We start from the raw sequence: 14,295 nt of genomic DNA, 5'->3' as shown, positions 1-14,295 counted from the left end.
ATGTGTGCAATCTTAGGAACAATTCCAAAAACAGATGAAACTTTTTTTAAAAAAGCACTTGATACTCTCTCTCACAGAGGTCCCGATGATTATGGGATCAATACTATTAACGGGGAAATTACACTAGGACACAGAAGATTGTCAATTGTGGATTTATCGCATAATGGACATCAGCCTATGTTTAATGAATCAAAAAGATATAGTATAGTTTTTAACGGAGAGATATATAACTTTTTAGAGATAAAAAACGAGCTTTTAAAAAAAGGATATAAATTTTTTTCAAATTCCGACACCGAAGTTCTTTTAAATGCCTATATAGAGTGGGGTGAAAAATCAGTTTTAAAGTTTAACGGGATGTGGGCATTTGCTATATGGGATAGTTTGAAAAAAGAGTTATTTTTATCAAGAGATAGATTTGGCAAAAAACCGTTGTTTTATGCTTTTGTAGACGAGAAATTAATTTTTGCTTCCGAAATGAAAGCAATATATCCATTTTTGAAAGAGGTAAAACCTTCAAAAGATTTTCATTGGATGAAAAATAATATCTTCTTATATGAAAGTACGGATAAATGTTTAATAGAGGGTATTAAAAGATTCCCATACGGACATAACGGAGTATTTAAGGATGGAAAACTAAAAATATCCAGATATTGGAACACATTAGACCACTTAGAAAAGATACCAAGTAGTTATGATGATCAAGTAGAAAAATTTAGAGAGCTGTTTTTAGATGCCTGTAAAATACGGATGCGATCAGATGTTTCGATAGGTACGGCACTTAGTGGGGGTCTTGACAGCAGTGCAACTATGTCAGCTATGGCACATCTATCTAAAGGGCATATCGATTATGGCAAAAAAGATTGGCAACATGCCTTTGTGGCCTCATTTCCAAATACTTTTTTAGATGAATCACATTATGCCAAGATGGTAACAGATCATATAGGCATAGAAGCAACATTTGTAAAAATTGATCCACTTAAACAATGGGATAAGCTAGATGAGTATTTTTATATATTTGAAGAGCTATATATTACATCCCCTATACCGATGCTTATGACCTATGAAGCTGTTAAAAAACATGGAATTACCGTTACTCTCGACGGTCACGGAGCAGATGAGCTTTTTAGCGGTTATGGACATATGCTAGAGGCTCTTTGGGATAGTAAATTTAGTTTAAAAAGTACAATGGATGTCTTAAATACATATCAGGGTACACTCGGTGATGTCGGAGCTCATAGAAAATCAACTTCAAATTCTGAAATTTATTTAAAATATATGGTTAGAAAATGTATAAATAAACTAATGAAAAGAGATATTATTTCCAAAGATTCTGATCATAATAATTTTAAGAAGTTAGATAATTTTTCACAACATCTTTATGTAATATTTCATGAAACAATTTTGCCTACGCTTTTGAGAAATTATGACAGATACTCCATGATGAACGGTGTTGAGATTAGAATGCCGTTTATGGATCATAGAATAGTTACTTTTGTAAATTCACTTCCGTATAACAGTAAATTTGGAGGCGGATATACTAAAAAACTACTTAGAGATGCAATGGATCCGTATATGCCAAAAGAGGTAACTTGGAGAAAGTCAAAAATCGGATTTAACTCTCCTATTGTAGATTGGATGCAAAATGATTTAAAAGAGTGGTTTGCCGATGTTGTACACTCAAAAGATTTTTTAGACTCTTCGTTAGTTGATAATGCAAAAGAGACACAGCAATTGGTTTTAAATATCATTGATAGAAAAAGTAACTTATTTTCAGACGGAGAAAAAGCATGGAGTTCTATAAGTCAATATTTATGGGAAAAATCAATCATAAAGAGAAAGTATGACTTTGCATAATTTAGCACCTATAGTTTTATTTGTTTATAATAGACCGCAGCATACAAAACAAACGGTTGAAGCACTACAAAAAAACGAATTTGCAAATGAGAGTGAGCTTTTCATCTACTCCGATGAAGCTAAAAATTTAAATGCAAAAGAGAGTGTAGATGAGGTTAGAAATTATATTAAAACGATAGACGGTTTTAAAAAAGTCACCATTGTTGAGAGAGAAAAAAACTTTGGACTTGCAAATTCCATCATAGACGGAGTAACTAAAATAGTAAATGAGTATGGAAAAATAATCGTACTTGAAGATGATCTTGTGACAAGCCCCTATTTTTTGAAATTTATGAATGAGGCTTTGGAATTTTATAAAAATAAACAACAAGTCTATAGCATTACGGGATACTCTTTTACTGATGAAGTAGATTTAATAGATAGCACCTATTTTTTATCTGTTACCAGTTCGTGGAGTTGGGCAACATGGGCAGATAAGTGGAAGCATTTTAAAAGAGATAGTGAAAAATTAGAAAAATATATTAAAGATAAAAGCAATCACTACAAGTTTAACTTTTACGGATCTTATGATTACATCTCTATGTCAAAATCTCAACTTAATGGCAAGATAGATTCTTGGGCAATTTATTGGTATTTTTCCGTGTTGCAAAGAGGCGGGTTGACACTTTACCCTGCTAAAAGTTTAGTACAAAATATAGGGTTTGACGGAAGCGGCGTACATTGCAGCAGCTCTAATATAGAAAAAACTTTAACATTATACAGACCTATTTTGACTAATGAGATTTTTGAAAAAGAGAGTGTGGCAAATATGGTAAAAAATATATTTAAAAAAGAAAGTAAAATCTCTTTATTCTTAAAAGTAAAAAACAGAGTTAACAAATTTGCTAAAAAAGTATTAACTAATGAACAAAAACAATTTTTGTCAATATTGCTTTCAAAGTTAAAACTCCTTTTTTATAAAAAAAAGATTGGAAAAAATACATATATTGATAAAACAGTCAATGTTTTTGGTTGGGGGTATATAAGTATAGGCTCAAATACTCTCGTAGGTGAGCAGAGCTGGCTTAATGTAAATAAAAGAGTGGAGAATTTTGAACATATTAAAATAGGTAATTATTGCTATATAGGGCGCAGAAATCTTCTTAGCTCAAGCAAAGAGCTGATTATAGGTGATTATGTAATGACGAACAATGAATGTAAATTTTTGGGAAGCAATCACAGATATAACGACCCGTTAAGTCCATATATCACAACAGGTACTACCGATGAGGATGTATTAAAGATAGGCGTCAATGTATGGATAGGTGCGGGCGTGATAGTTTTAGGTGCAGTTACGGTTGGACACGGTGCTATAATAGGAGCAGGAAGTGTGGTAACAAAAGATATTCCCCCTTTTAGCATCGCAGTCGGGAACCCCTCTACAGTAATCAAAAGATACAATTTCAAGTTAAATAAGTGGGAAAAAGTATCTGATTTTGACCAAAAGCTAGAAACTCTGATGCCGAGTGAAGATGAGTATCTTGCTATTTTAAAAACAAATAAGCCATATATAAATATGCCAGTTATGGCAGCGACATCACGATTTGGAGATTTGTTTTGAACTGTAAAATATGTAATGAAGAGAGTAGTTATGTTTTTGACGCCCAAATATTAAATAAATACACCGCTCAATATTTTAAATGTCCTAATTGTGGTTTTTTACAGACTCAAAAGCCGTACTGGCTAAAAGAGTCATACAGTGATGCTATCAGTATTTCAGATACGGGAGTTATGGTAAGAAACAACAATTTTGCAAAAATAGCTGCTACTATTTTGTCGTTAGTATGCAATAAAAATGGAACTTTTCTTGATTATGGAGGCGGTTACGGAATATTTACGAGACTTATGAGAGATAAGGGATTTGACTTTTATTGGTATGATAAATATGCAACAAACTTAGTTGCAAGAGGTTTTGAAGGTAAAGTTGAAAATAATCGATATGCTGCAGTAACATCTTTTGAAAACTTTGAACATTTTGAAAATCCGCTTCAAGAGATAGAAAATATTTTTAGTTTGACCGATACGGTGTTATTTTCAACTGAATTAGTGCCAAAACAAACTCCAAATCCAAATGAGTGGTGGTATTTTTGTTTAGAACATGGGCAGCATATCTCTTTGTTTTCTAAAAAAAGCTTAGAATATATTGCTGAAAAATATGGATATTTTCTTATATCAAACAATCAAAATTTACATATTTTTTCTAAAAAGAAGATTACAAATAAAATTTTTATTGTAGAAAAAATAGTCAGAAAATTGCATTTAGACTGCTTTTTCAATCAAAAATCAAAAGCGGACAGTGATATGCATTTGATAATAAAAAAAATGGGTAAAAAGTGAAAAAAATATTAATCACGGGTGCAAAAGGCTTTTTAGGTTCTCATATCTCAAAATATTTTAAAAATTTAAAGTTTGAAACATACGGTATAGGGCATGGTGATTTGCTTGTAGAAGAGTGTCGTATGATCGGATTGGATTATTGGTTTAAATCAGATGTTAACATAAAAGCCATTAAAGAGATAAATGAAAAATTTGATGTAGTGATACATTGCGGAGGCAGCGGTTCTGTGGGTTTTTCCATGGAAAATCCATATGAAGATTTTAAAAAAACTGTTGATGGAACTTTGGAAGTATTGGAATATATCAGGCTTTATAATCCAAATGCACATCTTATATATCCCTCAAGCCCCGCTGTTTTAGGTGAGTGCAATGATGAACCGATTGCAGAAAATTATATAGGCAAACCTGTTTCGCCTTATGGTTATCACAAAAAAATAGCTGAAGATTTATGTCAAAGTTATTCTGAAAAATATGATATCAAAGTATCAATAGTTAGATTATTTTCAGTTTATGGAAACGGTTTAAGAAAACAGTTGCTGTGGGATGCTTATAATAAGATGATTTTATCAAACAGTGAAGTTGAATTTTGGGGAACAGGCAGCGAAACAAGAGATTTTATTCATGTAGAGGATGTGATGGATCTATTTTTAAAGCTACTTTCAATTGAAGATAAATTTATCATATTAAACGGTGGAAGCGGTGTAAAGCATAGCGTTTATGATGTTGTAAATTTAATTAAAGAGATTTTACACTCTGATATAAAAATAGTTTTTAATAATCAAAGAAATTTAGGCAACCCAATTTACTACCACTCAGATATAAGTAAAACAAAAAAACTAGGCTGGGAACCAGTGGTTAATTTTAACCAAGGAGTAAAAGAGTATATAAAATGGGTAAAGAAACAAAAGTGATAAGAGTCGGATTTATAGGTGCCGTATCAAAAGAGTGGATGGGCGGATTAAATTATTTTAAAAATTTGCTTTACGCTATAAAATCTATAGATAATAACTTGCAAATAACTGTTTTTGTCGGTAAAAAAACTGATATCGATATAAAAAATATGTTTAAAAAGTATGCTATTGTCATAGAAGATGATATCTTCGACAGAAAAAGTATCAAATGGTTTTTACACAAAATAGAAACAAAGATTTTAAATAGAAATTTTTTATTGGAGAGATTATTAAACAAACACCATATTGAACTTCTTTCCCATTCGTCTATAATTGATTTACAAATATGTAAAACTATTAATTGGATACCTGATTTTCAACATTTACATTTGCCGGAAATGTTTTCTAAAAAAGAGATAGAGCAAAGAAATAAAAATTTTTTAAATTTGATAAAACAAAGCGATAAAATTGTTTTAAGCAGCTATGATGCCTTAGAAGATTTTAAAACTTTTGCTCCAAAATATACTTATAAAGCGAGTGTATTACAATTTGTTTCACAACCTGATAGTAAATATTTTGATTTAAACGAGAATGATAAAATCAGTTTGATGCATAAGTATAATTTACCAAATATTTTCTTTTACATACCAAACCAGTTCTGGAAGCATAAAAATCATATGTTAGTGTTTGAGGCGGTTAAATTACTTGTGAGCGAAGATAGTGATATCTGCATAGTTTGTACGGGATATTTGAATGATTATAGAAATGCCAGCTACATAACAACTATAACAAATTTTATAGAAGAGAATAAGTTGCATAACAATATTAGACTTTTAGGTTTAGTAGATTATGAGGATGTTTTTAAGTTCATTAAATTTTCAAAAGCAGTTATAAATCCCTCTTTATTTGAGGGATGGAGCTCAACCGTTGAAGAGTGTAAAAGCGTAGGCAAAAATATGATTTTATCAGATTTGGATGTACATAAGGAACAGTATCCCGAAGCGCTTTTTTTTGATAGATTTGATGTGCAATCATTAAAAAACATCTTAAAGAGTTATAGTTGTGAGAATTGTGGTTTTTCTAGCTATGATTTGAAAGAGAGAACGAAAAACTTTGCACAAAAATATATAGAGATAGTAAATGATGTCATCAACAATTAAAGATAAACCTCTTATCTCAGTCATAACGGTAGTTTACAACGGTGAAAAATATCTTGAAGAAACTATCCAAAGCATCATAAACCAAACTTATGACAATGTAGAGTACATCATCATAGACGGCGGTTCAACCGACGGTACGGTTGATATTATAAAAAAATATGAAGATAGGATTGATTATTGGGTAAGCGAAAAAGATAAGGGGATAAGCGATGCTTTTAACAAAGGCGTAAAGGTTGCAAAGGGTGATTACATTAATTTTCAAGGCGACGGAGACGGTTTTTATGCATCTGATTCTTTAGAAAAGGTTTTTTTTGGCATAAATCCAAAAGAAGATATTTTTGTAAGTGCAAAAATTCAGCGTATAGATGAAGCAGGCAAAGAGATATTTGTATCTAAGCAGGCTAAATCTTTTGATAAAAAATCACTTTTATTTAGGATGTCTATGCCTCATCAAGGTCTTTTTACGCATAGAAGCTATTTTGAGAAATATGGATTGTTTGATGTAGAAAACACTTTTTGTATGGATTATGAACATTTGTTAAGAAGTTATCACGAGTTTCCAAAAGTGGTTATAAAAGATGTTATAGCAGCTAGATGGAGAGCAGATGGAATCGGAAACGGCAGAATACTGGAAATTTTTAAAGAGTATGACAAAATTAAAAGAAAAAACAGAGTTGCAAACAGCTTGGTGCTTGAACTTATAAACTACTGGACATTATTAAAGTATTATGTAAAAAAAATAATAAAAATGGATTGAAAATGTTGGGAATAGTAAAGTATATTTTTAAAAACAATGATGGATTTGATATTTTAAAATATTTGGTATTCGGCTTTATATTTCAACTATTTAAAAGAGTAACCAATAGCGTAGTTTCCAAAAAAATATTTAACGGTAAAAATATTTTTATGTATCCGCAATGTAATGTTTCAACAATGTATGCATATACTGAGATTCCGGATAAAAAAGAGATGTTTATGTTAAGAGATTTAATAAAAAGTGACGAGAGAAGTGATACCCTGTTTTTTGATATAGGTGCAAATATAGGGTCATATAGTATTTCTTTGATGGATATTTGCTCTGAAATTATAGCTTTTGAACCTCACCCTTACACTGCAAATAGATGTAAAATGAATTTTTTATTAAACAATATTTCCGAGACAAATGTTAAGCAGTTAGCACTATCAAACAAAATAGGCTCGACACATTTTTCTGATTACGGCGGAAGTTCAACTATCAACCATATCGTAGAGGAGGGCAGCGGTATAGAAGTTGAAGTAAGCACTTTGGATAAATTTGTTGTTGATTATAACTACTCTAAAGATAGAACTTATATTTTAAAGGTAGATGTCGAGGGTTTTGAAAAAGAAGTTTTTGAGGGCGCAAAGGAGTTTTTAACTTTTTACAATGTAAAAGGCATCGTATTTGAATGTTTTGCAAAAGATGATGTTTTTGAACTTTTAAAAAGTTATGGGTATAAAAATATAAAACAGATAAGCGAGAACAACTATTTTGCAGCCAAAAATTAATTGGGTAGAAAATTTAAAAGCTTTTGCTATTTTATCCGTTATATTAGGACATATCGCATCACCTTTTAGTGCCTTTATATACTCTTGGCATATACCTCTTTTTTTTATATTAGCCGGTTTTTTTATTAAATTTGATTTGCCGATAAAGGATTTTATTTTAAAAGATTTTAAAAAGCTGATGATTCCTTATTTTATATTTGCTTTATTGGGTTTGGTTGTTGAAATTATAAAGCGTATAGCGCTTCATAGAGAACCTTTGGATTATATACAAGAGTTAAAAGGTATCTTTATATGGATGGATATAACATCTCTGCAAAATACATACGCTTTCGTTTTATGGTTTTTGCCTGCTCTGTTTTTTGCACGAGTTTTTTTGTTTGTTATAAATAAATATATCAAAAACTTATTTATCCAAGCTGCCGTTATATTTTCATTATTTATATCTAGTTTTTATACGGAGTTGCCGTTTGGCGTAGACAACGGCTTAAATGCCATTTTATTTTTGTTTGCAGGAAGTCTGTTTTTTAGATTTTATCAAGATAACAGATTATTATACTTTCTGCCTTTTATGTTAGTCGGATTATATATTTTATTTGGAGTTCCTAGTTTAGATGTAGCATCAAAGAGCTATGGTAATATTTTAGTAAACTTACTTTGGGCTGTGTCTATGAGTTATATATTTTTCTTTATATTTAAAAAACTAAATTTTGAGATTAAAATATTAAGCATATGGGGAGGGAATGCAATGCTGCTTTTTATCACTCATCCATATACAAATAATATCGCTCATATTGCGGCCCTAAAAATTAATTTTGGAGATTGGTATATAAAACTGTTTATTTCACTTTTGCTGCTTCAAATTATTATATTTATAAAACAGAGATTTATCGGCAGAGGGGTATTTAACTATGTATGATTATGTTATAGTTACCCATATACCGGTTTTTTATAAAGTCAATCTTTATAATGAACTCTCAAAAAAATTAAATATTTTCGTGATTTTTATCTCCGGCGACACGAATGAAAAAAGAGCGGATGATTTTGTGAGCCTAGAAAATGCAGAGTTTAGATATGAAGTGTTAAGCGAGGGTGATTTTCAAAATAGAAATCAGTTCGCAAATATAAGAAAGATAAAAGATATTATAAAAAATATAGAGTATAAAAAGTTGCTTGTGAGCGGTTGGGAGCTGGGTGAATTTTGGTATTTGGTCTTTTTTTATCCAAAGTCTAAAAACTGCTTAGCCTTGGAATCAACAGTGCTGGAGAGCAGTACTGTCGGGATAAAAAGAGTTATAAAAAAACTCTTTTTATCCCGCATATCTACGGTCTTCGCATCAGGTGCTTTACATGTTGAACTATTAAACGCGCTTGGCTATAAAAGTGAAATTAAAGTAACCAAAGGCGTAGGAATAATCAATAAAACGGAATTTGCAAGAAAAGAAAAAAGATATCAAAAAAGATTTCTATATATAGGAAGACTCTCAAAAGTGAAAAATTTAAAAACTCTTATAGAGCTGTTTAACTCTTTAGAGGAGTGTTTTTTAACTATCATAGGTGATGGAGAAGAGAAGGAGGTTCTTGCAAAAATGGCTAAATCAAATATAATCTTTAAAGAACCGATTGAAAATAAAAAGCTAAAAGATGAGTTTTTAAATAACGATATTTTTATATTGCCGAGCGTGATAGAGCCATGGGGCTTGGTGATAGAAGAGGCACTCTATTTCGGCTTGCCTGTAATTGTAAGTCAAAATTGCGGCTCAGTAGAGCTTATAAAAAATGGAGTAAACGGATATATATTTGACCCAAAAGATAGTAAAAATTTAAAAGATATTATTATAAATATTGATGCAAAAAGGTATGATGAGCTTTTAGCAGGAGTCGAAGAATTTTCTATTGACGATAAAGACCGAAATCAGATAAGTTCTTATATATGAAAATTCTAATAATCCATAACAAGTACCAATCAAACAACATCGGCGGCGAAGATATAGTTTATGAAAATGAACTTTTGTTTTTACAAAAAAAACTGGGATGCGAAAATGTATACTCTTATGAAGTTTCAAACGATGATATAAACAAGTTTAAACTTCTTTTTGAGATATGGTTTTCAAAGAAGCACTATAAAAAAGTCAGAGCGATAGTTAAAGAAAACAGAATAGATTTGGTGCATGTTCATAATTTTTTTCCGCTTTTGACGCCTAGTGTTTTTAAAGCTGCAAAAGATGAAGGTGCGAAAGTCATCCACACGCTTCATAATTATCGTCTTTGGTGCATATCAGGTATTTTGTACAGGGATAATTACGGTATTTGTGAATTATGTACTCAAAAAAAATTTTCGTTTGCAGGGATACTAAATAGGTGTTATAGAAAATCTTTGCTTCAAAGTTTGGTAGCTCAAGTTTCATTTTGGTTTTATCGCTTTACTAAAGTATTTGATAATATCGACTACTTTTTTGCACTTACGAATTTTCAAAAAGCAAAAGTAAAGTCACTCGGTATTAATGAGCAAAAAATAATACTTAAATCCAATAGTTTAAGTATGGCATTTGATGTGCAAAAGGAAAAAAACGGGTATATCTATGTCGGCAGACTTGAAGAATCAAAAGGGATATATGAACTCTTAAAAGTTTGGAAGAGTTTAGATGAAAGATTTGTTCTTACTGTTATCGGCGGCGGTGAGATAGAAGAAGATTTGCAAAAAGAGTTTAATCAAAAGAATATAATATTTAAAGGTAAGTGCAGCAGAGATATGACACTCTCATATATTTCAAAATCAAAGTATCTTATTCAATCTTCATTTTTGTATGAAACATTCGGACTAACTATCATAGAAGCTATGAGTTTTGGAGTACCTGTCATAGGGTTTGATATCGGAACAAGAGGAGATTTTATAAAAGAGGGCGAAAATGGATTTTTGTGCGCAGTAGATGATTTGGAGGAAGTGATTAAAAAATCATATGATTTTGCAAAATATGAAGAACTCTCTAAAAATGCTATAAAAACTGCAAAATTATATGAAAATGATTGTGTGATAGCTAATCAAATAGAGATCTATAAAAATATTTTAGGATATAAAGCTTGAAAATCTCAATTATAACAGTAGTATGGAATAACAAAAAAACCATAAAAGATGCGATAGAGTCGGTTCTTGGGCAAACGCATAAAGATATAGAGTATATCATCATAGACGGTGCAAGTACGGATGGTACGGTTGAAGTTGTGAAAAGCTACGGCAATAAGATAAACAAGTTTGTAAGTGAACCGGACAAAGGGCTTTATGATGCTATGAATAAAGGTATTGCTCTTGCTAGCGGCGATGTGGTGGGGATACTAAACAGCGATGATTTTTATATAGACAACGGTGTTATAGAGCGAATTGTCAAAGAGTTTGAAGAGAAGCAAACAGATAGCGTGTTTGCGGATCTGGTATATGTAAAATCTGAAAATTTAGACAAAATCGTGAGACACTATGATAGCAGTTACTTTACGCCGCAAAAATTTGCTTACGGCTGGATGCCTGCTCATCCCACTTTTTTTGTAAAAAGATGGGTTTATGAGAAGTACGGCGTGTTTAGAACGGACTTAAAAATCGGAGCGGATTTTGATATATTGGCAAGGTTTTTATATACGAATAAGATAAGCTACAGCTATATGAAAGAGGTGCTTGTAAAGATGAGGCTTGGCGGAGTCAGCACATCTTTTAGCAGTATCTGGATAAACAACATCGAGCAGTTAAGAGTTTGCAGACAAAACAAGATTGATACGAATATTTTTAAGATACTCTCAAAATATCCAAGTAAATTGATGGGATTTGTAAGAAAATAAAATCATCCCTTTTTTAAAATAGTCGTAAAAATCATATACGCCATTGCAATTAAGATAAAAAAAGTAAAAATCATAGCTATCGGGAATAGACCGTTTGGGTAATGCTCAATGTGTCTAGCTACTACATACCCCAAAAAACAGAATATAAGTTGAGCTAGTATCAAAAATATTGCAGTCTGTTTCGCATCGCCGAAAAATCTATAAAGTATGTGATGTATATGTGTTTTATCCGCCAAAAACGGCGAGCGTTTCATATTTATTCGTCTAAGCATTACAACTACGGTGTCTATGATGGGAATGGCTGCAAAGTATAAAATTATTACGGGATGTATATGTTTTATGCTTAAAATCGCTATTGTAGATATGATAAAACCTATGCTTAAACTCCCGCTGTCACCCATAAATATTTTTGCCGGCGACCAATTAAACATTGTAAAAGCAGCCAAAACGGCTATTGTAAATATAGATAGCAAAAATATCAACTCATCGTTAAAAACAAAGCCGACATAAGCAAAGGTTGTAAGGATTACTATAGAGATTCCTCCGGCTAGTCCATCAAGTCCGTCTATGAGATTTAGGGCATTTGTAAAGCCGCTAACGACAAAGATAGTAAACGGGATAGAGAGATAAAACAGCACGGCATCAAATCCAAAATAAATTCCCAAAGAGTCTATGTAAATATTATTAAAGTACAAAAAAAGTGTAGATGAGCCTATGGCGAAAAATTTAATTCTAGGTGAGAGATTTTTATAGTCATCGTAAAAACCTGCGATAAAAACTATTGCAATTGCCAAGAACATATAGATATATTGTAAAAACAGAGCCGTCTCAAGCAGTGCAAAAGATATGAAAAGTGCAGAGATGAAGCCGATGCCGCCGCTTCTAGGTACGGTGCTTGCGTGTATGCTTCTATCGTTTGGTATATCCAATATCCCGATTTTTGAAGCATATCTTATAAGAAGATATATAAATAAAAATGATAATATAAACGGTAAAATGTATTTTATTTCAATCATCGGTACAATTATACTTAATTTTTGTTACGGTTGTTGAAATGGATGGTCTGAAACTAAGAAGTGGTGCCGACACGAGGATTTTCTAAATAGATAAATGAAAAACCACAAAACACCTATAAATAGGCACTTAAAAACTTTTTACTACACTAATTCCATACAACGAATTACTTATCATTGGCGAGATATTATAGCCTTTATATTCAGTAGTAAAATAATAACTACTTGCTATACCAATACAAGCTCCTGCTATAACATCTTTTGTGTAATGTTCATGTGCTTCTACTCTACTGTAAGCAACAAAAGTTGAAGCTAAATAAGCTGGAATAGCATATTCAAGCCCATATCTTTTATGAATGAATGTTGCACTTTGAAATGATAACGAAGTATGAGCTGATGGAAAAGAATGGTCATTACCATTAGGTCTTCGCTCATTGATGGTATATTTTAATCCGTATGTTACAGCCATATTTGTTACAAATGATTTATAAAACTCATTACGACCACTCTCATCATCAAGATAAAAAGTTGTTCCGTATGCAATTGATGGTATTAACAGTTGTATTGTATTCCCAGTTTTTTCAATATTATCAGAAAACAAATGCCCATTTAAGACGAATAGAGAAAATATTAATGCAAATACTTTTTTTACCATCTTAGCCTCACTCCATCTCATTTTTAATAATTGAAGGATTATTTTAACACTTTTTCTTAATATTCACAATATTAAGAACCATAGCCAAATCGTTCGGAATTGAAAAAATTGCAGCAATAAATACAGGTTCAGGTTAATTACAATAAGTATTTCGAAGATAAGGCGGTATTCGTGATGGTCGTTTTTATATATTCTTAAGTGATAAAAAACGAAAAAATATTTATTCAATCGAGTCAAAAAAGCGCTCGCTTTATAAAAAAAGATATATAATGATGGATAATCTATCTTATATCATAGTCATTAAACTAAAATTCATGTGTGACGTAACAAAGAGGGGGGGGCGTTAAATGAAGGGTTCTCCATTGAAACAGTACATCATAATCACATTTTTTATTGCCATCTGCGCATACTTTGTTCTTGATCGTACTATAGCGGAATGGTCCGTTCATTATTGCGTAGGAGGCTGTAATGACTTTTTTGTTGCTGTTACACAACTTGGAATTTCTACCCCTTATTTGATTGGATCAGCATTACTGTTCTTTTATTTTCATTATATTAAAAAAAATCTATACAAATCGCATCATGCTCTTTTTCTTTTTGCGGTTGTAGCCATCTCCGGCATTATTACTGGTATTATTAAAGTTATTGCGGGACGGGTTCGTCCGTGCATGTTATTTGAAAAAGTTCTTTATGGATTTGATTTTTTTCATCGCAATTCTGATATGAATTCATTTCCATCAGGCCACACAACAACGGCGTTCGCATTGGCAATGTACATTTCACTGTATTGGCCAAGATGGGCAGTAATAGGCTGGATTATAGCTATTGCAGTGGGTGTGAGCCGAGTACTTTTAACAAAGCATTATCTAAGTGACGTATTAGTGGGGGCACTTGTAGGGGTAATAACCGTAAGCATATTATGCATCTATTGGCCTAAGAAATGGAGATTAAATTCAGCATAATCTTTATGTTGACATTGTTTTAAAACATAAAAA

General features: G+C 31.6%; 15 protein-coding genes. 13 read left to right on the top strand and 2 right to left on the bottom strand.

The features are described 5' to 3' along the window. From asnB to PHQ93_RS04285, 11 genes are read left to right on the top strand one after another with little or no spacing between them, the layout of a single operon-like run. Positions 1-1,854, top strand: a complete 1,854-nt coding sequence (gene asnB, locus PHQ93_RS04335) for an asparagine synthase (glutamine-hydrolyzing) (protein WP_299941309.1) — start codon at positions 1-3, stop codon at positions 1,852-1,854. After that, the gene (locus tag PHQ93_RS04330) at positions 1,841-3,454 is read left to right on the top strand and encodes a glycosyltransferase (protein ID WP_299941306.1); all 1,614 of its coding nucleotides are present in this window, start codon (positions 1,841-1,843) and stop codon (positions 3,452-3,454) included. Before asnB ends, PHQ93_RS04330 begins: the two co-directional genes overlap by 14 nt. Then, positions 3,451-4,230 (top strand): class I SAM-dependent methyltransferase, encoded by a 780-nt coding sequence (locus tag PHQ93_RS04325; protein ID WP_299941303.1) that lies wholly within the window; start codon positions 3,451-3,453, stop codon positions 4,228-4,230. Before PHQ93_RS04330 ends, PHQ93_RS04325 begins: the two co-directional genes overlap by 4 nt. Further along, positions 4,227-5,141, top strand: coding sequence for an NAD(P)-dependent oxidoreductase (locus PHQ93_RS04320; protein ID WP_299941300.1), 915 nt, complete (start codon positions 4,227-4,229; stop codon positions 5,139-5,141). Before PHQ93_RS04325 ends, PHQ93_RS04320 begins: the two co-directional genes overlap by 4 nt. Further along, entirely contained in the window at positions 5,120-6,280 is a 1,161-nt protein-coding gene (locus tag PHQ93_RS04315; RefSeq protein ID WP_299941297.1) for a glycosyltransferase, read from the top strand. Before PHQ93_RS04320 ends, PHQ93_RS04315 begins: the two co-directional genes overlap by 22 nt. After that, on the top strand, positions 6,261-7,037 hold the full coding sequence (locus PHQ93_RS04310; protein WP_299941294.1) for a glycosyltransferase family 2 protein: 777 nt from the start codon (positions 6,261-6,263) through the stop codon (positions 7,035-7,037). The genes PHQ93_RS04315 and PHQ93_RS04310 overlap by 20 nt, the downstream gene beginning before the upstream one ends. Before the next feature lie 2 nt (positions 7,038-7,039). Continuing rightward, on the top strand, positions 7,040-7,807 hold the full coding sequence (locus tag PHQ93_RS04305; RefSeq protein WP_299941291.1) for an FkbM family methyltransferase: 768 nt from the start codon (positions 7,040-7,042) through the stop codon (positions 7,805-7,807). Then, a complete protein-coding gene (locus PHQ93_RS04300) occupies positions 7,791-8,723 on the top strand; it encodes an acyltransferase family protein (protein WP_299941288.1) in 933 nt (310 codons plus the stop codon). The genes PHQ93_RS04305 and PHQ93_RS04300 overlap by 17 nt, the downstream gene beginning before the upstream one ends. Continuing rightward, positions 8,716-9,741, top strand: a complete 1,026-nt coding sequence (locus tag PHQ93_RS04295) for a glycosyltransferase (protein ID WP_299941286.1) — start codon at positions 8,716-8,718, stop codon at positions 9,739-9,741. Before PHQ93_RS04300 ends, PHQ93_RS04295 begins: the two co-directional genes overlap by 8 nt. Then, a complete protein-coding gene (locus PHQ93_RS04290) occupies positions 9,738-10,889 on the top strand; it encodes a glycosyltransferase (protein WP_299941283.1) in 1,152 nt (383 codons plus the stop codon). The genes PHQ93_RS04295 and PHQ93_RS04290 overlap by 4 nt, the downstream gene beginning before the upstream one ends. Beyond that, positions 10,886-11,632, top strand: coding sequence for a glycosyltransferase family 2 protein (locus tag PHQ93_RS04285; RefSeq protein WP_299941280.1), 747 nt, complete (start codon positions 10,886-10,888; stop codon positions 11,630-11,632). Before PHQ93_RS04290 ends, PHQ93_RS04285 begins: the two co-directional genes overlap by 4 nt. A 2-nt stretch (positions 11,633-11,634) precedes the next feature. On the opposite strand, the gene PHQ93_RS04280 is transcribed toward PHQ93_RS04285, so the two are convergent. Together PHQ93_RS04280 and PHQ93_RS04275 are read right to left on the bottom strand one after the other, a co-directional pair. Then, positions 11,635-12,648: a glycosyltransferase family 4 protein gene (locus tag PHQ93_RS04280; RefSeq protein ID WP_299941277.1), complete on the bottom strand. Its 1,014-nt coding sequence runs from the start codon at positions 12,646-12,648 to the stop codon at positions 11,635-11,637. A 127-nt stretch (positions 12,649-12,775) separates the two neighbouring features. Then, a complete protein-coding gene (locus PHQ93_RS04275; RefSeq protein WP_299941274.1) occupies positions 12,776-13,300 on the bottom strand; it encodes a phosphatase PAP2 family protein in 525 nt (174 codons plus the stop codon). Positions 13,301-13,467: 167 nt separating this feature from the next. Between PHQ93_RS04275 and PHQ93_RS10725 the strand changes: the two genes are divergently transcribed. Continuing rightward, positions 13,468-13,647, top strand: a complete 180-nt coding sequence (locus PHQ93_RS10725) for a DUF535 family protein (protein WP_367278371.1) — start codon at positions 13,468-13,470, stop codon at positions 13,645-13,647. 15 nt (positions 13,648-13,662) lie between these two features. Next, complete coding sequence (locus PHQ93_RS04270) at positions 13,663-14,262, top strand: phosphatase PAP2 family protein (protein WP_299941271.1); 600 nt, start codon at positions 13,663-13,665, stop codon at positions 14,260-14,262. The last annotated feature ends 33 nt before the right edge of the window (positions 14,263-14,295 follow it).

It is taken from the genome of Sulfurimonas sp., assembly GCF_028714975.1.
Classification (GTDB): Bacteria; Campylobacterota; Campylobacteria; order Campylobacterales; family Sulfurimonadaceae; genus Sulfurimonas.
The sequence above is the reverse complement of the archived record's forward strand: the minus strand, read 5'-3'. Positions and strand labels throughout refer to the sequence as shown.

Coding starts and splice junctions, on each gene's coding strand:
- asnB (WP_299941309.1), top strand. CDS start 1: ATGTGTGCAATCTTAGGAACAATTCCAAAAACAGATGAAACTTTTTTT.
- PHQ93_RS04330 (WP_299941306.1), top strand. CDS start 1,841: ATGACTTTGCATAATTTAGCACCTATAGTTTTATTTGTTTATAATAGA.
- PHQ93_RS04315 (WP_299941297.1), top strand. CDS start 5,120: ATGGGTAAAGAAACAAAAGTGATAAGAGTCGGATTTATAGGTGCCGTA.
- PHQ93_RS04310 (WP_299941294.1), top strand. CDS start 6,261: ATGATGTCATCAACAATTAAAGATAAACCTCTTATCTCAGTCATAACG.
- PHQ93_RS04305 (WP_299941291.1), top strand. CDS start 7,040: ATGTTGGGAATAGTAAAGTATATTTTTAAAAACAATGATGGATTTGAT.
- PHQ93_RS04295 (WP_299941286.1), top strand. CDS start 8,716: ATGTATGATTATGTTATAGTTACCCATATACCGGTTTTTTATAAAGTC.
- PHQ93_RS04290 (WP_299941283.1), top strand. CDS start 9,738: ATGAAAATTCTAATAATCCATAACAAGTACCAATCAAACAACATCGGC.
- PHQ93_RS04280 (WP_299941277.1), bottom strand. CDS start 12,648: ATGATTGAAATAAAATACATTTTACCGTTTATATTATCATTTTTATTT.
- PHQ93_RS04275 (WP_299941274.1), bottom strand. CDS start 13,300: ATGGTAAAAAAAGTATTTGCATTAATATTTTCTCTATTCGTCTTAAAT.